Source organism: Streptomyces sp. NBC_01622 (genome assembly GCF_045209635.1).
Lineage (GTDB): Bacteria > Actinomycetota > Actinomycetes > Streptomycetales > Streptomycetaceae > Streptomyces.
Map to the genome: position 1 here is coordinate 7741931 of NZ_CP109293.1, position 19564 is coordinate 7761494.

15 protein-coding genes are annotated in these 19564 nt (G+C 71.8%); 3 read left to right on the forward strand and 12 right to left on the reverse strand.

All coding sequences use genetic code 11. From position 1 onward, the window contains the following. The 5 genes from fxsT to OH768_RS35830 form a co-directional block, all read right to left on the reverse strand. The gene (gene fxsT / locus OH768_RS35810) at nt 1–3942 is read right to left on the reverse strand and encodes an FxSxx-COOH system tetratricopeptide repeat protein (RefSeq protein ID WP_406460079.1); all 3942 of its coding nucleotides are present in this window, start codon (nt 3940–3942) and stop codon (nt 1–3) included. Further along, nucleotides 3939–5270: a TIR-like protein FxsC gene (locus OH768_RS35815; protein WP_406460080.1), complete on the reverse strand. Its 1332-nt coding sequence runs from the start codon at nt 5268–5270 to the stop codon at nt 3939–3941. Before OH768_RS35815 ends, fxsT begins: the two co-directional genes overlap by 4 nt. A 105-nt stretch (nt 5271–5375) precedes the next feature. Next, the gene (locus tag OH768_RS35820) at nt 5376–6209 is read right to left on the reverse strand and encodes an AAC(3) family N-acetyltransferase (protein ID WP_406460081.1); all 834 of its coding nucleotides are present in this window, start codon (nt 6207–6209) and stop codon (nt 5376–5378) included. Next, nucleotides 6202–8379 carry a radical SAM/SPASM protein FxsBH, inactivated beta-hydroxylase extension form gene (fxsBH, locus tag OH768_RS35825; RefSeq protein WP_406460082.1) on the reverse strand — a complete coding sequence of 726 codons (2178 nt, stop codon included), beginning with the start codon at nt 8377–8379 and terminating at the stop codon, nt 6202–6204. Before fxsBH ends, OH768_RS35820 begins: the two co-directional genes overlap by 8 nt. Nucleotides 8380–8538: 159 nt before the next feature. Beyond that, complete coding sequence (locus OH768_RS35830; protein ID WP_406460083.1) at nt 8539–8700, reverse strand: hypothetical protein; 162 nt, start codon at nt 8698–8700, stop codon at nt 8539–8541. Nucleotides 8701–8935: 235 nt separating this feature from the next. Between OH768_RS35830 and OH768_RS35835 the strand changes: the two genes are divergently transcribed. Continuing rightward, nucleotides 8936–9856: a DUF4231 domain-containing protein gene (locus OH768_RS35835; RefSeq protein ID WP_406460084.1), complete on the forward strand. Its 921-nt coding sequence runs from the start codon at nt 8936–8938 to the stop codon at nt 9854–9856. Nucleotides 9857–9912: 56 nt separating this feature from the next. On the opposite strand, the gene OH768_RS35840 is transcribed toward OH768_RS35835, so the two are convergent. Further along, the gene (locus OH768_RS35840; protein ID WP_406460085.1) at nt 9913–10449 is read right to left on the reverse strand and encodes a hypothetical protein; all 537 of its coding nucleotides are present in this window, start codon (nt 10447–10449) and stop codon (nt 9913–9915) included. A gap of 160 nt (nt 10450–10609) precedes the next feature. On the opposite strand from OH768_RS35840, the gene OH768_RS35845 reads away from it, so the two are divergent. Then, entirely contained in the window at nt 10610–11119 is a 510-nt protein-coding gene (locus OH768_RS35845) for a hypothetical protein (protein WP_406460086.1), read from the forward strand. Nucleotide 11120: 1 nt separating this feature from the next. On the opposite strand, the gene OH768_RS35850 is transcribed toward OH768_RS35845, so the two are convergent. Further along, the gene (locus OH768_RS35850; RefSeq protein ID WP_406460087.1) at nt 11121–11960 is read right to left on the reverse strand and encodes a DUF1932 domain-containing protein; all 840 of its coding nucleotides are present in this window, start codon (nt 11958–11960) and stop codon (nt 11121–11123) included. Between the two features lie 218 nt (nt 11961–12178). On the opposite strand from OH768_RS35850, the gene OH768_RS35855 reads away from it, so the two are divergent. Then, nucleotides 12179–12703: a hypothetical protein gene (locus OH768_RS35855; RefSeq protein WP_406460088.1), complete on the forward strand. Its 525-nt coding sequence runs from the start codon at nt 12179–12181 to the stop codon at nt 12701–12703. Nucleotides 12704–12994: 291 nt separating this feature from the next. Here OH768_RS35855 and OH768_RS35860 read toward each other — a convergent pair whose 3' ends face one another. The 5 genes from OH768_RS35860 to OH768_RS35880 form a co-directional block, all read right to left on the reverse strand. Beyond that, on the reverse strand, nt 12995–14401 hold the full coding sequence (locus OH768_RS35860) for a GAF domain-containing protein (protein ID WP_406465586.1): 1407 nt from the start codon (nt 14399–14401) through the stop codon (nt 12995–12997). Next, complete coding sequence (locus OH768_RS35865; RefSeq protein WP_406460089.1) at nt 14398–15438, reverse strand: rod shape-determining protein; 1041 nt, start codon at nt 15436–15438, stop codon at nt 14398–14400. Before OH768_RS35865 ends, OH768_RS35860 begins: the two co-directional genes overlap by 4 nt. A gap of 193 nt (nt 15439–15631) precedes the next feature. Beyond that, nucleotides 15632–16963: a carboxyl transferase domain-containing protein gene (locus OH768_RS35870; RefSeq protein WP_406460090.1), complete on the reverse strand. Its 1332-nt coding sequence runs from the start codon at nt 16961–16963 to the stop codon at nt 15632–15634. Beyond that, nucleotides 16956–18398 carry an acyl-CoA synthetase gene (locus OH768_RS35875; RefSeq protein ID WP_406460091.1) on the reverse strand — a complete coding sequence of 481 codons (1443 nt, stop codon included), beginning with the start codon at nt 18396–18398 and terminating at the stop codon, nt 16956–16958. The genes OH768_RS35870 and OH768_RS35875 overlap by 8 nt, the downstream gene beginning before the upstream one ends. Before the next feature lie 59 nt (nt 18399–18457). Then, nucleotides 18458–19504 carry a MerR family transcriptional regulator gene (locus OH768_RS35880; RefSeq protein ID WP_406460092.1) on the reverse strand — a complete coding sequence of 349 codons (1047 nt, stop codon included), beginning with the start codon at nt 19502–19504 and terminating at the stop codon, nt 18458–18460. Between the last annotated feature and the right edge of the window lie 60 nt (nt 19505–19564).

Below are 19564 nucleotides of genomic sequence, written 5' to 3' on the forward strand. Positions count from 1 at the left end.
TCACACCGCGAGCGGTTCCAGGTCCCGGTACACGCGCCGCTCGTGCGTCGCCAGGTGGGTGATGCCGTTGTTCTCGCCGAGCTGCCGTGCCTGCCTGCGCAGTTCGGTCACCGCCTCCTGACGCAGCACGTGGGCCTCGTCGGTGCGGCCGAGCGCGTCGAGGGTGAGCGCGCCGTTGCTGACGACGGCCAGGGTCTCGGGGTGCTGCCGGCCGAGGATCTCGCGCAGCGAGTCGATGGCGCGCTGTTCCAGTTTCCAGGCCTCCTCCAGCCGGTCGGTCTCGGCCAGCACGATCGCGTAGTTGGCGGAGCAGAACAGGGTGTGCGGGTGGTGGTCGCCCAGCACCGCGTTCATCCGGTCCAGCGCCTTGCGGAACACCGACTCGGCCTCTTCGAGGTCGCCGCAGCCCCAGTGGAAGATGCCGAGGTTGTTCATGGCGGTCTGGGTGTACGGGTGGGCCTCGCCCGGCACCTTCACGTACTCGGCGAGCACCCGCTGGGCGGTCCTGCGCGCGTCCTGGCGGTCGCCGGCCGCGAACAGGTCGGCGGCGAGGTTCAGTTCACAGGCCAGCGCGTCCGGTGTGCTCGCCGCGTTCTGCTTGCGGTACTGCTCCAGCGTGGCCGACGTGAGCCGCTGGCCCTCGTCGAACCGGCCCGCCCTGCGCAGCGACACGGCGAGCGACTTCGCGCACCGCAGGGTGCCGGGGAACTCCGGGCCCAGTGTGCGTTCGTGCTTGGCGTACGCGTCCTCCAGCACGGTCACGGACTCGGTGTAGCGGCCGACCTCGCGCAGGTCCCGGCCGAGGTTCTCCCCGGACGACAGCGTGTAGATGTGATCGGGGCCGTGGACCCGGGTGCGCCGGTCGAAGGTGTCCTTGTCGATCTGGCGCGCGTCGCTGTACCTGCCGACCATGCGCAGCGCCAGCGCCAGGTTGTTGGCCGCGTTCAGGGTGCGCGGATGCGACTCGTGGAAGATCTCGCTGAACCCGCTGTGCGCCTCCCGGGCCAGTTCCACGCCCCGCGTGTACTGGCCGAGGGCGGCGAGGTCGGTGGCGAGGCTGGAGGTGGTGACGTACGTGTGCGGGTGGGTGCTGCCCAGGACCCGTCGCTGTCGCTCGCGCAGGGCTTCGTTGATGTCCTGCGCCTCGACGTAACGTCCCTGCGAGCGCAGGACGTTGGCGAGCTGGCCCTGGAGGTAGAGGTACTGCACGTCGTCCTCGCCGAGTATCGGCTTCCAGTGCGCGAGGAGGGTCTCGGCGAGTTGCTGGGCGCGGGGGAAGTCCCCGCGCTTCCACAGGTAGCGGACGCGGTCGATGAGCAGTCGGCGGGGGTCGGACTCCGTGCAGTTGCGGATGTCCGAGGCCGACAGGTGCGGCCAGATGGCGTCGAAGCGGGGCCAGGACTCGCGGTCGTCGGTGGGCTCGTCGCCGTCGGGCCGGGCGCCCGCGAGCACGGTGTGCACCATGTGCCGTGCCGTGCGCCGCTCGTCCTCCGTCATCTGCGAGCGGATCACGGCCTGGACCAGCCGGTGGATCTGGATGGAGCTGGACACCTGGTCGACCTTGGCGAGCGCGAGCCTGCCGATCTCCCGGATCACCCGGCCGAGGAGCAGACCTTCCTGGAGCGCGGGGTCGTAGGGCTTGAGTGCGTCGAGCATCTCCTTGCCGTAGAGCAGATGGGAGGAGATCGGCTCGGGGGCGAGGAAGGCGCAGAGCTGGAGCAGTCGTACCGAGGCGGGTGAACGTTCCTTCAGGCGCTCGATGGAGATGTTCCAGGTCGCGGCCACTGTCTCGGGGTAGTCGGCGGCCTGGTTGAGGGCGAGGACCGCGGCCGCCTGTTCGGTGAGCCTGCGCAGGTACTCGGCGGTCGGGGTGGCGGTCTCGGCCAGCCAGGCCGCGGCCTGTTCCACGGCGAGCGGGAGGTCGCCGACGGCGGTGGCCACCTCGTCGGCCTCCTGCAGGGTGAGCCCCGGGGCGCGGCGGGAGAGGTGCTCGGTGCTCTCGCGGCGCAGGAAGACGTCGACGCCGAGGGTGGCTCCCCGCTGGGACCACGACTGGTTGCGGGAGGTGACGAGGATGTGGCCGCCGCTGCCGGCCGGGAAGTAGCCGACGAGGTCCTCGGGGGCGTCGGCGTTGTCGAAGACGAGTATCCACCGCCGGGTGGGGTTCCCCTCGGAGAGCATGTGCACGGCTTCCTGGCTGGCCAGCGCCATGTCGTCGCCGCCGGGCGCCCCGATGAGGGCACCGAGTTCGGCGAGCGAGGCGACGACGTCGTCGACGTGCTCCGCAGAGACCCACCAGACCAGGTCGTAGTCGGCCATGAAGCGGTGCACGTACTCCAGTGCGATCTGGGTTTTCCCGACCCCGCCCAGGCCGAAGAGGGCCTGGGGCTGCGGCAGGACGACCGACATTCCGCCGCGCAGCTGTTCGCGCACCTGGTCGAGGATCGGGCCGCGCCCGGTGAAGGTGGTGTTGCGCTGCGGCACGTTCACGAACCGGGGCTCGTGCGCGGGGAACCGGGGCGCCGCGGGCCCGGCGTCCGGCAGCTGCACGGGCAGCTCCAGCGCGCTCAGCAGGGCGGCGGCGCACTGCGACTCGTCGGACCCCTGGAGGTCGATCATCAGGTCCTGGTCCAGATACGACTCCTGCGGCCGGGCCTCGTCGATCCGCACCGGCACCAGCGTGCCCGGTGCCGGGGTGGAGCTCACCAGGGCGCTCAGGACGCCCTCGGCATACCGTGAGTGCTGGAGGGCGCTGGACAGCAGGACCAGGGTGCGGGTGGCGGGCCCGGTGCGGTCGACGGGACCGCCGGACAGCTCGTGCAGCGTGACGTTGCAGCCGGCCCGCTTGAGTAACGACTCCACCCAGTCGGCCCACATCCGGTTCTCCGCCGCGTACACGATGATCATCTCGGCCGTGGTGGCCGACGGCCGGCGCCGGATGAAGGCGTCGCGGCAGCGCTGCCGTACCGGTTCCGGGATGGTCGGCAGACTGGTGATCGCGCCGTCGGTGAGGACCGAGGTGAGCCGCTCGAAGGCGGACAGCAGGGACTTGGGATCGCCCTTCTCGTCGCCGAAGGTGGCGAGCGTTTCTTCGTAGGCGTAGTAGGGGCGGTAGGGGATCTCGACATGGCCCCAGTAGTCGGTGATCTCGTCGGCGCCCAGCTGCTCGCCCTGCCGCCCCTTCGGCAGTCCGGCGAACTTCAGCCGGGCCAGCGCGCGGCCCGCGTCGACCTTGTCCTTCTCGCCCTCGTCGATGCGCATCGGCACCGGGAGCACGCGTATGCGCCGTTTGCGGTGCTCGTCCCCGACGCTGTGCGCGACGTCGGCGGCGCCGTTGAGGGACTGGTCGCTCAGGGTGAAGCAGTCGACCAGGACGTCGGGCATCTGCAGGGTGCAGATGTCCGCGGTGTCCGAGAGGCCGGTGCGGGAGTCGATCAGGACGTAGTCGTAGGAACGCTTCATGCTGTCGCGCAGTTCGTCCAGGAAGGCGCCGCCGCCGAGCCGGTCGTAGAAGTTGTCCCACTCCAGGGAGGAGGCGGTCGCCGAGTAGGCGCGGAACTGGCGGCCCGCGGAGAGGAAGTCGAGCGAGCCGCCGTCCGGGAAGCTGAGCCCCAGCGGTTCGGGGGACAGGGAGGCGGCGTGCTGTTCGACGTCCGCGAACTCCCGGTGCCAGGCGCCGGTGCGATGCGTGCCGTCCGTCGCCGCCCAGGCGTAGTCCTGGAGGATGTTGAGGACACCCGTGGTGGCCGTGATCACGTTGGGGTCCAGGAAGGGATGGAAGAACCGGTGCAGGCCCGGTGCCTCCAGGTCCCAGTCGACGGCGAGCACGCGCTTTCCGTTGGCGGCCAGAATCCACGCCGTGTTGGCCAGCGCCATCGTCCGTCCGGTGCCGCCCTTGTACGAGTAGAAGGTGATGATGCGTCCGTCTCGTGCGGCCGTCATGCCTCTCCTTTGTCGTCGTCTTCCGGGTTCTCCGGACCCGGTCCGGGCGGTGCGGAGAGGTCCCGCAGCCGAGGTCGCGGAACATGCGGGACCTCTGGCGGCCGGGCCTCGGCGTGCTTGAGGAACTGCCGGGTGGTGTGTGCCACCACGGCGGGCAGCACATTGGTGAAGGCCGTCAGGGTGGGGACGCCGTTGACGGCGATGCGGTGGTCGCTGCGCCGGGCCCGGTCCAGGATGGTGGGCATCGCCCGCTCCAACTCCTCGGCCAGGCGCTGTCCTTCGGGCCCGCGGCACTGGAGGTCGGCCCGGTTGCGGGGGATGATCGCGCTCAGCCAGGGACGGGCCGCCGCGTCGAACGTCTTGAGCCGGCGCCGGCGTTCCTCGTCGCTCAGCGCCCACTGGTCGACCAGCAGGATGCCGGGGCCCTGGACCGGGGGTTCGTGCGCGCCGGGGGTGAACACGTGCTCGCTGGTGTCCTCGTCGTCGAAGGAGGCGACGGTCACCCGGTAGTCCAGGGTGCGGATCAGATCCTCGGCGACCGCGGGCAGCGGCCGGGTCGACTCCGAGTGGTACGGGTTCCAGCCCAGCGCGTCGTCGCCGTACGGCTGCCGGTCGCGGTGCTGGGGGACGGTGTCGCGGGTGGGCGCGGCCACGGTCAGGCGGATGTGGCGGGGGCCGGTGCCGGGCGGTTTGAAGGCGCTGGGGGTGGCCTCGTAGTCGCGGGGCCGGCTGGGCGGGAGCGCCGACTCGTGGGCGACGCGGACGATGCGCTCGGCGAGACCGAGCACGGTCTCCTCGTACTCCTCGCGCAGGCGCTTGAGCTTGATCAGTCCGTAGATCCCCCGGGTCGCGTATCCGCTGCCGAGACCCGAGTCGTCCAGGTGGATGTGGCGTACGGAGTCGGGCAGTTCGTTGAACTCGACGCGGGTCCACAGCGCGGGCACGATCGCGGGCACATCGCTCTCCCCGGTAGTCCTGGCGTGCAGCATCCGCTCGGTGAACGCGAACCACTCCCGGCCGCACATCTCGCTGGAGAAGTAGCGGGGCGAGAAGAGCGGTACGAACACCCGGCACGAGGCGAGGTTCTGGCTCAGCTTCTCGGGCCAGCCCTCCCCGGAGCGCATCTCCCGGTCCATGAAACCGGCGTTGGAACCGGCGGGCAGGGCGGTGAGGGCCATGATGTGGCTGCACAGATCCTTGAACAGGACACGCACCCAGTGATCGGGGTCCCCGCTGTCCGGACCCCATGGCGGTGTGTGGGCGTAGGACAGGAAGAAGTAGGGCCGATGGTCCGGAACGCGGCCCTGTGCGCGTTCAGCTCTGTCCACCAGTCCCCCTGCCTGCCGACAAGCCGCCGGTCCGCCCCGCCGACGGCGCCCCTCCGGCCGGAACCAACAATGTGCCGGACTGGGCGCCCCTACGGTTCGTTATTTTCAGGCCAAAGGCTGGCGATATCTGGACATCTGGGCTTGGGCGTGACCGACCACGTCCCTTATCCCACACAAGGTGACCGTTTTTGATGCCCACGCGGCTTCGCGCAGCAGTTCTCCCGGCAGCCGGGAGCCGATCGCGCCGAAGTCGCTGTCGTCCAGGACGAGATCGCGGTACTCGACCCAGTTCCCCTCCTGCCCCATCACGCACCGGTACGTCCGCCGGGCGGCCCGGCGACGCAGGAAGCAGTCGGTGCGCGGGCGCGCCAGATACTCGGCGTAGTGGAAGGCGCTGCACACCTCGAACCCCACCCGCAGCAGCAGGATCTGGGCGTCGGCGGCGTACAGCCGCCGCATCGGCGAGAGCCTGCCGAGATGGCTGCGCAGGGGATGCCGGCTCAGCAACTCCCCTGCCCGCGGCCCGAGTCCGGCGAACGAGGTCTGCGGATGCGCGCTGCGCACGGCGCCGGGCGTGGAGCGCACGCACTCGGCGAGCGCCCCCATCGTGGGGCACCCGGTGGAGCCGGGGTCGAAGGGCGGCATCGTCGCGCGGTACCGCTCCGCCTCCTCCTCGCTCAGCCCCGCGACGGCCGTCCGGTACGCCCGTGAGGTGTCGGAGTTCTCGGGAGTGAACGCGGGCACGATCAAGGTGCCGTCGGGGCCGAGCGCGTCCAGCAACGCGTCCCGGACCGGCCCGGGAGCGGTCCCGGTGCCGTTCAGCGCCGCGTGCACCATCAGCACACCACCCCGGCGGATGCCCAACGACCCCAGCAGGGACGGGAGTTCACCGGTCCGCAACCCGCGTTCGGTCACGGAGGCATACGACTGCTCAGCCACGGGCGTCCGCCCACTGGGACCACATCCGGGCCACCAGCACGGCGCCGGTGACGGTCAGTTCGCCCTCGGGCAGCAGGGTGAGCGCGGTCAGTGCGCGGGCGGTCCGGTGGTCGTCCGCCGCCGCGCCCAGCGCCTCGTCCGCCTGGTCCAGCAGGGCGCCGGCCGGGCTGCCCAGCACATGCAGGTCCGCCGTCTCGCGCAGAGCGGTCAGCCGGGCCCGGCGGCCGATGCGGGGGAGTTCCCGGGCGAACTCCTCGGGCCGCACGTCCACCGCCACGCCCAGCGCGCCCAGCCCGTGGGCCCCGAGCCGCAGACCGCTGCCGCGGACGAGCGGGGTGAGGACGGTGGGGCGGAACAGGCCGGGGCCGGTGTGCCGCGCCGAGGTGTCCTTCTCCAGCAGTTCGTAGCCACGGATCACCCGTTCCGCGAACGCTCCGCACTCCAGCGGCGGTGCGACGGGCACGGGGAAGCAGTCGCGGTAGGGATCCGCGTCGTCGATCAGCGGGCCGTCCTTCGCCCACAGCCGGCCGAGCGGGCGCCAGCGCCCGGATGAGGCCGGCTCGTCCAGCGCGATCCGTGTCTCCTCCGTGCCCCCGCCGGACTCACCGCTCTCGCGCACCCGGAACTCGCCCGGTCCCACGGTCACTTCGATGCGGCCCGGGGCGCCCAGCCGGTATGTGCCGAGGGCGGGCAGATGCAGCCGGGTGCCGGGCTGGTCCCAGGAGAGGGAGGTCCTGACCCCCGTCCAGAGGGCCACGGCGACGGACAGCGCCATGAACCGGGCCGTGTCGGGGGGACCGCTGAGGGACCGCTGGAGGCCGGTGCGGACGTAGGGATGGGCGAGGATCTCGTCCAGGAGCGGGGAGGTGTCCCGGTCCCCGTCCACGGCCAGCAGAAACCGCCAGGCCTCCAACTCGTCCGGACCGCCCGCCAGTTGCTCCCGCGCCCGGCGCAACAGCACCCGGTCCAGGTCGAGTTGGGCCCATTGCAACTGCTCGGCGCCCAGCACCGCCGGGGCGAAGGAGCGGTCGGTCACCCGGTCGGCGATACCTTCCACCAGCGAGCGCAGATCGCCGCAGAAGACGCTGGGGTTCCCGAATCCCGGTTCGATGCCCGGCTGTTGCCCGGAGCTGTACCGGTGCCCGTACAGCCCGCCGCCGCACGAACTCACCACGGGACAGCGGCGGCAGGTGTCGCTGATTCCGTCGATCCCCAACTGCCGTGCCTGCACGCCCTCGTGGGAGGCGAACTCGGCGAAACCGTGCTGGAACACGTCGTAGCCGGTCTCGGGAGCGCCCGCATAGGCGGTCTTCAGCCAGTCGGCCTGCTCGAAGGTGCCGTCCGTCTCGATCACGGCCAGATCGCTCGGCGCGAGTCCCATCGCCTCGGTCAGACTGGGCCCCCCGCGCAGGGTGCTGAGCACGGATTCGAAGGTCCGCACCGGCATCGGGCGGCCCTGCTGATCCCAGCGGTCGAAGACCTTGAGCAGCCAGTCCGCGTACGGGGTCTCGGCGCCGGACGGGTTGGGCGGCGGCCGGTCCCAGGTGGAGTGGGGGAGGAGGTAGTCGATGCGGGGCGGGCCGAGTTCGCTGAGGGCGTCCTGGACGGCGACCGGGTCGTTGGTCACGTCCACCGTGCAGAGCAGTCCGCTGAACAGGTGCCGGTACTCGGGCTCCTGGAGCAGCCGGATGCCGCGCAGCACACGGTCGTAGCTGCTGCGTCCCTGACGATCCACCCGGTGTCTGTCGTTCGCCGCACGGCCCCCGTCGAGCGACACGCTGACGTGGACCCCGAACTCCTTGCAGACATCCAGGTGACGGCGGTTGAGGGTGACCGCGTTGGTGTGCATACGCAGGTCGAGTGCGGTGTGCGGGGCGAGGGTGCGGGTGAGTTCCGCACAGATGTCCCGTAATCTCCTCGGGCCCACGAGAAGCGGTTCTCCCCCGTGCATGATGACGGAGACGGAGTCGAGGCCCTGTGCGGTGGCGTGGTCCGCGAGTCGGCGGGCGACGGTCCGCACGGTGTCGGGACGGATGAAGGTAGGGCGGGAGCGCCAGCTCTGGTCGGCGTGCTGGTACACGTAACAGTGGTCGCAGAGCAGATCACACCTACTGTGGATCTTGAGGACCAACTGTCTCAGAGGTGGGTTGCCGGGATCCTGACTCGTCACCGGCAGCACTATCGCAGATTCGGAGCAGAGGGAAGTGCGAATGGCACAACCCTGTCGAAGCATTGACGTCCTGACGGCTCACTGACGTGGGTACGGGTGGTGGACGCGTCCGCCGGGCGCACCCACGTCAGTGTGAAGTTTCGCGGACGGCGGCCCGGATCAGGTCGCCGAGTTGAAGGTGATCGGACGGCGCGTCCCGTGGTCCGGGCGATCGGTGACGCGGCCCGCGTTGTGCACGGTGGCGGCGGTGTACGGGTCGATGTCCTTCAGCGGGGTGGTGCGCCGGGGGGTCCGCCCGGCAGGGCTGGAGGAAGACCTCATGTCATTGATGACGGCGGTCATGTCGGTTGGTCGCTCCGGTTCGACTGGATCGGATGGAGATTACGGGGGAGTCCAGCTAGCCGGTCGACTCGTGTTCCCGATGATGCGGACCATACCGGAGGATCGCGCCAAGAGGTGTCCCACATCAGGCTGGTTCCCGTACTCACGGACTTCTTAGTCTGGGTGCCGGGGCGCGCAAAACAATTCGGGGCGCGCAACGACATCGGGGGGCGCCATGGGGGCTGCTGCCACACCTGTGCCGAGCACCGTATTGCACGACGAGGACCTGCCGCCGCTGTTCCGTTTCAGTGATGAGGCGGCGTTGCACCATCAGAGTGACGCCTTCCGGGGGACCCGCACCCATCTGGCCGTCCTGATCCTGGCCACTGCCGCCGCCGCACTGACCCAGGCGGCGTCCGGCCGGGCGATGACGGTGTGCGCGGGCGTGCTGTACGGCGCGACCATCCTGCTGGGGCTGAGCACCTCGCGTCGTCGCGCCCGGGCCCGCTGGCAGACCCACCGTGCAGCGGCCGAACTGCTCAAGTCGCTGGCCTGGCAGTACATGGTGCACGGCGGCCCCTTCCACTCCGGGGTGCAGGACCCGGACGGGCTGTTCGCCGAACGGCTGGAGGAACGTTTGCGCGAGCTGCGCAAATGGGGCTGGGAGGACTCCCGCGACGGCTCGGGCGAACGCGGAAAGGGGCAGATCACGCCCCGGATGCGGGCGGTGCGGGCCAAGCCGTACGCCGCGCGCCGGGACCTCTATCTGCGCGACCGGCTTCTCGAACAGCTGCTCTGGTATCGGAACAAGGCGTCGAGGGCGTACCGCTCCGCCGCCCGCTGGTCGGCCGTCACCGCGATCCTGACCCTGTTCGCCCTGGTGGCGGCCCTGCTGCCGAGCGCGGGCGCCGGACTCGGCGGCGCGGACGTGGCGGGACTGCTGAGCGCGGCGGCAGCGGCGGGCGTCGCCTGGCAGGAGGTGCGCCGGCACGGTCCGCTGACCTACGCCCACTCCCTCATCGAACAGGACCTGGAGACGACCCGGATCGCCATGTCCACCACGGTGAACCAGGGCGGCTGGGCGGAGGCGGTGGAGCAGGCGGAGCGGCTGATGTCACCGGCGCACACGGAGTGGCTGGTGCGGTTCGGCGGCTGATGTGGCGTCAGTTCACGTCTGTGAAGGGCGGGTTGGTCCGCGGCCGGGCGGTCGGATCAGTCCCGCCGCGCGCCCGGCCGCCACACCACAGTGACCGGCACCCCCGTGCGCTCGGCATACGCCACCACGTCGCCGGTGCCGCCCGGGCCGCGTGCCGGGCGGCCGTCCCAGACGGCGATCAGCAGGTCGCAGTGGTCCACGATCCAGCGGCCCGCGGCGAAGTACGCTTCCTCGTGCGTCGGTTCGACGGGCAGGTAGACGCGGGCCGCGCAGGACCTGAGAATCCTGCGGTACGCGGAGCGGACCTCGGCGCCGCCCAGGTGGGCTTCGTAGTCCATGCCGGGGATCACCGCCGTCAGGGACACCCCGTGGTCCAGGGCGATGTCGGCGAACATCTGGTCGGCTCCCGCCGCGAGGCTGCTGAGGGCCGCCAACTCGCCCTCGGTGCCGGACAGTTTGTGCCGCAGTGCGGAGTGGACCCAGGGCAGTACGGCCGGCGGGATCACGCGATGTCCAGTGATGCCGATACAGGTGGCGGCGACCCGCGTTTTCAGGACGGCGGTGTCGAGGGTCCGGGTGGTCTCAGCCGACATGGGAACGCCCCTCCCGACACCATCAGTACGCATACCATAACTCAGGGCGATGAAGGCGCACAGGGGGCGCAGGGGGTCACGGACGGTGTGCGCTCCGGGGTGTGGGGCGTCGAAGCCCGACCGAGTGAACGCCCGCCGCGCCCCACCCGTACCCCCTGCCGTGACCCACCAGACACAGCAGCCCGACCGGCACCGCACAGCCGGTCTCCGTCTCCGTCGTGGCGCCGTGCTGGCGCTGCTTCCGCTCGCCGTGGCGTGCGGTGGGAGTGAGGACGACGGGGAGGGGAGACGGAGGTCGGCCGCGCCCTCCGTGACCGCCGCCCCCGAAGCCGGTGTGGTCGCGCCCGCGAAGGTCGAGGTGATCGCCGGACTGACCGGATGCACCGCCGAGATCCGGATCGAGGCGGAGGAACTCCGTGAGGGGCAGTGCCGTACGAAGCAGGGCGAGTACCGGATCACCACGTTCCCCGAGGAGCGGTTCAAGGTGACCTGGCTCGACACCGCGGCCGTCTACGGCGGCAAGTACCTCGTCGGCACCCGCTGGGTCGTCAGTGCGCGGCCCGAGCTGCTGGAGGGGTTCCGGGCCCGACTCGGCGGAACCGTACAGGAGTTGCGCGGTGTCGGGCCCGCGGCGTCGCCCTCCTACGGGCCCAAGGCGTCGGCCTCCTGAGTCACCCCTCCGTGCGGAGGTGCCCCAACACCTCCGCCAGCGGCAGGTCGAACCGGTCCTTGTCGCCGGCCCACCGGCGCAGCACGCTCGCCGCGCCCTCCGCCAACTCCGGCGGCAGTTCCGCCGTGCGCAGGGTCGCCGCGATCTCCTCCAACTCCGGTGCCCAGCGCCAGGCCCGGGCGGCGACGCTCGGCAGCTGATCGGTCTCGGCGAGGATGTTGGACGTCAACGAGCCTGCCTCCAGCGCCAGTTCGGCCGCCACGCCGTGGCTCGCGGCGAGCGCGTGTGAGACGGCGGCCAGCACCCGGGCCGACTTCTGGTACGAGGCGTACGACATCTTCAGCGCCGACGCCGCGCCGATCCCGGCGTCGAGGGGACGGGCCAGTACCTGGGTGCCCTCGAACACCGCCGCCACCCTGGCCACTTCCTTCCCGTCGCCGCTCAGATAGAGGCGCGGGGCGCTGCCCGGTCCCGGCGGGCCGCCGACGATCGAACCGTCGAGCATCGGCACGTCGCGCTCCGCGCACGCCGCCGCGATACGCCGTGTGCGGTCCGGGCTGATCGCGTTGGCCTCGACGTACACGCCCCGGAAGGGGTGTGCGAGGACCTCGTGCGCCACGTCCTCCGCCGCGTGCGGCGGGCACACCGACAGCACGAAGTCGCTTGCCGCCAGGGCGGATTGGAGGGACCCGGCCGCCTCCAGGCCCGCGTCCCGGGCCCGTTGGAGGCTGGCGGCGCCGCGGCCGGTCGGGACGTACAGGACCCGGGCACCCGCAAGGGCCGCCTGGCCGCCGACTCTCGCGCCCATGGCGCCGGGATGCAGAAGCGTCAACGTGGTCATGGGCCCCACGTTAGGCGGGGCCCGCGACCGGGTCGGCGCGCGGTGCCGACAACCAAGCGCGGGCCATGACTTGCCCTCCGTCGGCCCCTGCTCACTGAAACATTCAACAAATGGATCTTCGGGACCGGTAAAGGGCTCTACCCGCATAGATGATCCCGGTGCTGTCATGCTCACGACTGCCCGGAATCCCTGCCGGGCACCGCTCCGGGAGATCCCCCATGCCCCGAATATCCCGCTCCCTGGTCACCGCCCTCTCCTCCCTCGCCCTCGCCGCCGCCGGCCTCACGGTCGCGGCGGGCACCGCGCACGCGCAGAGCTGCAGCCAGGGCTACCTCCCGCTCCCCGACCCCAGTTGCCAGCCCGGCGACTTCAACCCGGACGTCACCCAGTCCACCATCGACACCACCATCTGCGTCTCCGGGTGGACCGCGACCGTCCGGCCCTCCAGCTCCTACACCACCGCGCTGAAGAAGAAGCAGATCGTCGAGTACGGCTACACGGACACCAGCACCTCGGACTATGAGGAGGACCATTTCCTCCCGCTCGAACTCGGCGGCTCCCCCAAGAGCGAGCTCAACCTCTGGCCGGAGCCGGAGTACGGCACCAAGACCGCCGCCAACAAGGACACCGTCGAGAACAAGCTGAAGAAGGCCGTCTGCGCGGGCACCGTCACGCTCTCCGACGCCCAGGACGCGATCCTCACGGACTGGACGACCGCACTGTCCGACCTCGGCCTGAGCTGAACCCTCGCCCGACTCAGGGGCCGGTCTCCTCCCTCGGGAGTAGCCGGCCCCTCGCCACTCCTTCCAGGGAGGCAGATCAAGTGCCTCCGCAAGGGCGATGTTCTTGGGCGTCGCGAGGAAGAGTGTGGGGCATAGGAGAGGGGCATAGGAGATATGAGCCTCGGGAGGGCGCCATGAACCGACAGATCCGTGTTCGCGTGATTCGCCGGCCCGCCGCGCCCCGCGACGACACCATCGACCGCAGGACGCCGTCGGGGCGGATCCTGCCCTACTGACGCGAGCGGCCCCCTCTCACAGGGGCGACCGCCAACTCGCCGTCGTACCCGCGCCGTCGTACACCCTCAGTCGTACGGCGTCCCGGCCGTCCGGCAGCGGAGTCGTCACGTCGACCGTGATCTCCAGGCGGGACACGTCGGCACGACCGGACGCGGCGGCGAGGGCGCGGCGCAGGGCGGCGAGGAGCCGGGCCGCCACCCGGTCGGGGACGAGGGCGTCCACCGGGCCCTTGAAGCGGATCGAGGGCTGGACCGCGAGGGTGGCCGCCGCCTCCCGAAGTACCTTGCCGCGCAGACTCGTTGGCGCCCCGGCCGGTGGTTGCTGCAGGGCGAAGATCGCCGTGCGGACCTCCTGGACCGTCGACTGGAGTTCGTCGACGGCGCGTCCGAGGGCCTCGTGGGCCGGGTCGGCCGGCCCGCCCCTGCGCTGCGCGGACTCCAGCAACATGCCGGTGGCGAACAACCGTTGGACGACCAGGTCGTGCAAGTCGCGGGCGATGCGGTCGCGGTCCTCGTAGACCGCGAGGCGTTCCCGGCCGTGCCGGGCGTCGGCCAGGACCAGGGCGAGTGCGGCCTGGGACGCGAACTGCGTCGCCAGCGACCGTTCTACGGCCGTGTAGGGGCGGTCGCCCGGCCGGCGCGGGAGGGCGAGCGTGCCGATGAGGCGGCCCTCCGCCTGGAGCGGCAGCATCATGCTGGGTCCGAACCGGTGCCGTACATGCGTCGTCATGCGCGGGTCGGTCGCCGAGTCGTCGATGAACACCGGTTCACCGCCCAGGAGTTGGACCAGGACGGGGCTGCCGGGCGCGATGGTCGTACCCAAGATGTCGCCCGGGTCCTCGAAGGTGGAAGCGGTGACGATCTCCATGCCGCCCGCCTCGGTGGGCTGCAGGATCACACCCGCCGCGGCTTCGGCCAGCGCCCGGGCGCCCTCGGCGACCGTCAGCAGCGCGTCGGCCGCCCGCTCGCCGGCGAGCAGCGCGGTGGTGACGGCCGCGGCGCCCTCGATCCAGCGCTCGCGCTGCCGGGCCGTCTCGTACAGGCGGGCGTTGCCGATCGCGATACCGGCCTGCGCGGCGAGGACGTGCAGCAGCTGTTCGTCCTCGGCGGTGAAGGGGGCGGCGGGCCGCTTGCCGGCCAGGTGGAGGTGGCCGAACACCTCGTCGTGGACGTGGATCGGCACGCTGAGCACGCCCGTGGGCGGCTGCTCGGCCCCGCCGGTGCGGATCTCGGTGAGGCCGTCCTGCCCGGGATCGGTCGTGCCGAGCGCCGCGTACCGCGCGCCGGTCAGCTCGGCGGCGCCGTCCACGATGTGCTGGAGGGTGGTGCGCAGTTCGAGCTCGGAACCGACGCTCAGGACGGCTTCGAGGAGGCGGGAGAGGCCAGGGACGCCGGCCCGCGGGTCGGCCGGGTCCGGGCTCAGGCGGTCGCCAGGGGGGCCAGGACCAGCGGCTCGATCTTGCCCTCCAGCATGTAGCCGAGGCCCTGTACGGCGCACACGTCCGGCCGCTCGGCGATGTTCACCGGCATTCCGGTCGCCGTGCGCAGCATCTGGTCGAAGCCGGGGAGCAGCGCGCTGCCGCCGACCATCATGATCCCGCGGTCCGCGAGGTCGGCCACCAGGTCGGGCGGGCAGTTGCGCAGCACCCGGCCGATACCGTCGAGCACGGCGGTCAGCGGGGTCTCGATCGCGTCCCGTACGGCCGCGGTGTCGACCCGTACGGAACGGGCGAGGCCGCTCGCCACGTCCCGCCCGTGGATCTCGGTGGTGGTCGGGCCGTGCGGGGTGAGACCGTTGCTGGAGAGAGCGAGCTGCAGCGGACGTACGGACTGGCTCGGCAGCATCAACTCGTGCTCGTGGCGCAGGTGTTGGACGATCGCGTGGTCGACGGCCTCGCCGCCCACCGGGATGCGTTCGGCGGTGACGATCGAGCCGAGGGAGAGCACGGCGACCTGGGTCGCGGCGGCCCCGCACACCATGATCATGGTGGCCTCGGGCCGCTCGACCGGGAGCCCGCAGCCCACGGCGGCGGCGATCAGCGTGTCGACCAGCTCCACCCGGCGCGCCCCGAGCCCGACCAGCGTCTCGATCGCGGCCCGCTGCGCCAGCGGATCGGCGTCGTGCGGGGTGCAGGCGGCGGCCCGCAGCCGGGGCTTGCGGCGCAGCGCGCGGCGCACCTTGTCGCCGAGCAGGTGCCGCAGCATGCGCTGCGCCATCTCGATGTCGACGACGGTCCCGCCGGAGACCGGCCGGACGACCCGGATGTAGTCGGGCGTACGGCCCGTCATCTTCTCCGCGAACTCTCCTACGGCGATCAGCGCGCCGGTCCGCGTGTTCACGGCGGCGACGGACGGCTGGTCGACGACGAGCCCGGCGCCCTTGACGTAGACACGGGTGCGGGCCGCTCCCAGGTCGACGGCGAAATGGCAGCGTCGCAACTGCTCCAGACTGACGGTCATGGAAGGTTCTCCCGAGAGCGGACCGGGGCGTCGCCGGGCGGCGGGCCTCTTTCGCATCGTGCGGGGGCGGGGCAGTCGGCGCGCCTTGTGGTGGGCCGGGCGGGGTGCGGCTGAATGGGGGTATTTGTCTGTTATGTATTAAGTAAGGAAAGCGTAAAGAGTATGGGAGGGTGTCCTCATGACAGCCCGTCGCTCACACGGGCCCGGTCCGGATCACCCCCAGTTCCGCCAAGTCCTCCGGACGCACCCGGAGTTGGTCCGCCGTCCGCTCCGTCTCCGCCGGCGCCCGCTTCAGGATCGCGGTGGCCGGCTCCGGGGCGATCACCGAGAAGTAACTGTCAGGCGTGGCCCAGATGTTGCCCGGCGCGGCCAGCGCCAGCGCACCCCCCGAACCGCCCTCGCCGATCAGCAGCGTGGTGACCGGGACCCGGGCCGACGCCACCGCGCCGAACAGGTCCGCGATCGCCGCCCCCGCGCCCTGCCGCTCCGCCTCGGCGTCGTTCGCCGCGCCCGGCGTGTCCACCAGCGTCAGCACCGGCACCCCGAGCCGGTCCGCGAGCCGGATCAGCCGCGCGGCGGTCCGATACCCGGCGGGCCGGGTCGCCGTCCCGGCCTGCGCGGCATACGCGACGGTCCGCCCCGCCCGCTCCCCGAACCCACACAGCATGCCCGCGTCGGTACCACCGCACCGGTCCCCGCTGATCGCCAGCCGGTAGCTGAAGTAACTGTCCAAGTAGCGCTCGGCGCGGGGCCGTTGGGGAGAACGGGCACGCCGCACGGCTTCCCAGCCGGTGGCCGGGAGGCCGGCCGCCCCGAGAGGCACCGGTACCGGCGCCTGCCCCTCCCACGGCGTGGTCAGCAGCCGCAGCCACCTCCCCAGGGTTTCCCGCAGCTCCTCCGGTTCCACGATCGCGTCGGCCGCGCCCGCCGCCACCTGGGCCTCGGCCGTGTACGCCGTGGGGTCCGCGTCCGGTGGGCGGACCCGGGAGCCCGCGAAGCCGACCTGGGCGCCGGGCAGCGCCAGGATCACATCGGCGCCCGCGCCCAGCGTGGCCCAGCCACCGCCCGTGGTCGGATCCCGCAGCACCGCGATCTGCGGCAGCCCGGCCTCCCTGGTGAGCGCCGACTGCCGTGCCACGCGCTGGAGTTGGGTGAGGGCGATCATGCCCTCCTGCATCCGGCTGCCCCCGGTGGCGATCAACGGCACGACCGGCAAACGGTGTTCACGGGCGTACGTGTACGCCGACTCCAGCCGGTCCCCGGTGCGCTCGCCCAGCGAGCCGCCGAGAAAGCCGAACTCGAAGGCGATCAGCACCGCCCGCGTGCCCCCGACCGTCGCCGTACCGCACACGACCGACTCCGACTCACCGGTGCGGCCGGCGGCGCGGGCCCGCGAGGCGTCGTAGCCCTGCCAGGCGAGGGGGCCGTCGGGCTCGGACTCCCTTGCGGGGTACGGGAGTTCGGTGAAAGTGGAGTCGTCCGTGACCAGGGCCAGGGTCTCGCGGGCGGACAGGCGGTCAGTCATGGGTCAGGGCCCGCTTCAGGATCTTCCCCATGTCGTTGCGGGGGAGCGCGGAGAGGTGGTGGACGACGCGGGGGCGCTTGTGCGGGGCCAGGCGGCCCGCCACATGGTCGGCCAACTCGGCGAGTTCCGGCGGGGATTGGGGGTCCGCCGGCACGATCCAGGCCACGATCCGCTCGCCCAGGTCGGGGTCCGGTTCACCGGTGACGGCGGCCTCGCGCACCCCGGGGTGTTCGAGCAGCGCGTTCTCGATCTCACCCGCGCCGATCTTGTAACCCCCGCTCTTGATCAGGTCGGTGGCCTTGCGGCCGACGATCCGCACATAGCCGTCGGGATCGCGTACGGCCATGTCCCCGGTGCGGAACCAGCCGTCGGCGGTGAACGCGGCGGCCGTGGCATCCGGCCGGTTGAGGTACTCGGTGAACAGGTTCGGCCCGCGCACCTGGATCTCGCCGACGCTCTCGCCGTCGTACACCGGAAGAGGCGTGCCGTCCTCCTCGACCAGGCGCAGTTCCACGCCGGGCAGCGGGACCCCCACCGTCCCGGCGCGCGGCTCGCCGTCCGCCCGCACGCTCGTGTTCATGAGGGTCTCCGTCATGCCGTAGCGCTCGATCACCCGGCGCCCGGTCGCCGACGCGATCCGCTCGTGGTCGTGGACCGGCAGCGCGGCCGAACCGGAGACCAACAGCCGTGCCCGGGCAAGGGACTTGGCGAGTCCGGGGTCGTCGGGGAGGGTCTCCGCGATGCGGTGGTACATCGTCGGGACGCCGAACAGCATGGTCGCCCCGTCGTTCAGCTCCCGTGCCACGCCCTCCGTGCTGAACCTGCCCAGGTGCCGCACCGAGCCGCCGCGCCGCAGCGGGCCCAGGATGCCCAGCACCAGCCCGTGCACATGGAACAGCGGCAGCCCGTGCACGAGCACGTCATCGCCGGTCCACTGCCAGGCGTCGGCGAGCGCGTCCAGCGTCGTGGCGATCGCCCGGCGCGGGAGCACGGCGCCCTTGGGCGGGCCGGTGGTACCGGAGGTGTAGACGACGAGGGCGGGGTCCTCGTCGGACGACTGCACCTCGGCGACCGGTCCCACCGCGTGCACGTCGACGTCGACGCGCTCCAAGTGCCGTAGCGCAGAGGGAAGTTCGTCGCCGGGCGCCGCAAGTACCAGAGTCGGCGCGCTGTCCGCCAGGATGTGCCCCAGCTCCTTGTCGCCCGACTTCGGGTTGAGCGGCACCGCGGCCACCCCGGCCCGCAGTGCCGCCACCACGGCGACCGCCGTCTCCAGCGAGTTGGTGGCCCATACGGCGACCCGGCCGCCGCCCGCGCACCGGACCGCGAGGGCGTCCGCCGCCGCGCCCAGCTCCGCGTAGGTCAGGGAACGGTCACCGAACCTGAGGGCGGGCTGCTCGCCCGGGTTCGTCAGGGCCGGGAAGAGGGTGGACACGCGGCGCGCTCCTTAGCCGTCGGGGGCAGTGGTCCCCGGCGTCGGGGACACCCCCGTTCCTACACCACGTCCGCCACCACACAACTGATGTTGTCCGGACCCCCGGCCGCGTTCGCCGCGTCGACCAGGGACCGTACCGTCTCCTCCGGGTCCTGGCCCGCGGTGAGGAGTTCGCGGATCCGGTGCTCCGGGACGACCGCGGTCAGGCCGTCCGAGCACAGCAGATAGCGGTCGCCGCGGTGGGTGTCGTGGAGTTTCAGGTCGGGGCCGCCGGTGGTGAGGGCCTTGAGGAGCAGCGAGCGCTGCGGGTGGGATCCGGCCTCCTCGGCGGTCAGCCGGCCCTCGTCGATCAGCGACTGGACGACCGAGTGGTCGTGGGTGATCCGGAAGAGCCCGCCCTCGCGCAGCAGATACGCGCGCGAGTCCCCGATGTGCACGAGCGCCAGCTGCGAGCCCGTCCACAGCAGCGCGGTCAGGGTCGTGCCGTTCTCGTCGGGATCGGCCACGTCACGGACCGCGTCGGTGGCGCTCCGTACCGCCTCCTCCAGGAGGTTGAGCACATTGCCCGCGGGCACCTCCTCGGTGTCCAGGAAACGCAGCGCCTCCACCGCCGCGCTGCTCGCGGGCCCGCCCGCCGGACCGAAACCGTCGGCGACCGCGAGCAGCCGCGTGCCCGCGTACGCGGTGTCCTGGTTGGAGGGGCGGACCCGCCCGCGGTCCGAGTGGGCGGAGTAACGCAGTTCGAGCATGGTGGTGTCCTTTCCGGGTACGGCCGCCAGGGCCGCGAGATGGTCGGCGAGGAACCCGGCGAGATCCCGCCGTACCGCCGTCTCCGCCTCGACCCGGGCCCAGAAGGCGCGGATCTCACGGGCGGCGGCGGCCGGTTCGAGGGCACACACCTCACGGATCGAGGCCAGCGGCATCCCCAGCCGCCGCAGCCACGCGACCAGCCGCGCCCGCTCCAGCTGCTCGACCGCGTAGTAGCGGTAACCGGTGTCGTGGTCCACCCGGGCCGGCCGCAGCAGGTCCAGCTCGTCGTACAGCCGCAGCGCCTTCGGCGACAGCCTGCACGCCCGCGCGAAGGCCCCGATCGTCAGCATGCTCATGCGGGCCCCCCTTTCTCTTCCGGTTCCGCCACCGATGCTGGGGCTTCACCGAGGGTGAAG

Excerpts from the sequence above, each read along its gene's own strand:
- OH768_RS35835 (WP_406460084.1), top strand. The coding sequence starts at position 8,936 with ATGGGGGCTGCTGCCACACCTGTGCCGAGCACCGTATTGCACGACGAG.
- OH768_RS35855 (WP_406460088.1), top strand. The coding sequence starts at position 12,179 with ATGCCCCGAATATCCCGCTCCCTGGTCACCGCCCTCTCCTCCCTCGCC.
- OH768_RS35850 (WP_406460087.1), bottom strand. The coding sequence starts at position 11,960 with ATGACCACGTTGACGCTTCTGCATCCCGGCGCCATGGGCGCGAGAGTC.
- OH768_RS35870 (WP_406460090.1), bottom strand. The coding sequence starts at position 16,963 with ATGACTGACCGCCTGTCCGCCCGCGAGACCCTGGCCCTGGTCACGGAC.
- OH768_RS35840 (WP_406460085.1), bottom strand. The coding sequence starts at position 10,449 with ATGTCGGCTGAGACCACCCGGACCCTCGACACCGCCGTCCTGAAAACG.
- OH768_RS35880 (WP_406460092.1), bottom strand. The coding sequence starts at position 19,504 with ATGAGCATGCTGACGATCGGGGCCTTCGCGCGGGCGTGCAGGCTGTCG.
- fxsT (WP_406460079.1), bottom strand. The coding sequence starts at position 3,942 with ATGACGGCCGCACGAGACGGACGCATCATCACCTTCTACTCGTACAAG.
- OH768_RS35830 (WP_406460083.1), bottom strand. The coding sequence starts at position 8,700 with ATGAGGTCTTCCTCCAGCCCTGCCGGGCGGACCCCCCGGCGCACCACC.
- OH768_RS35865 (WP_406460089.1), bottom strand. The coding sequence starts at position 15,438 with ATGACCGTCAGTCTGGAGCAGTTGCGACGCTGCCATTTCGCCGTCGAC.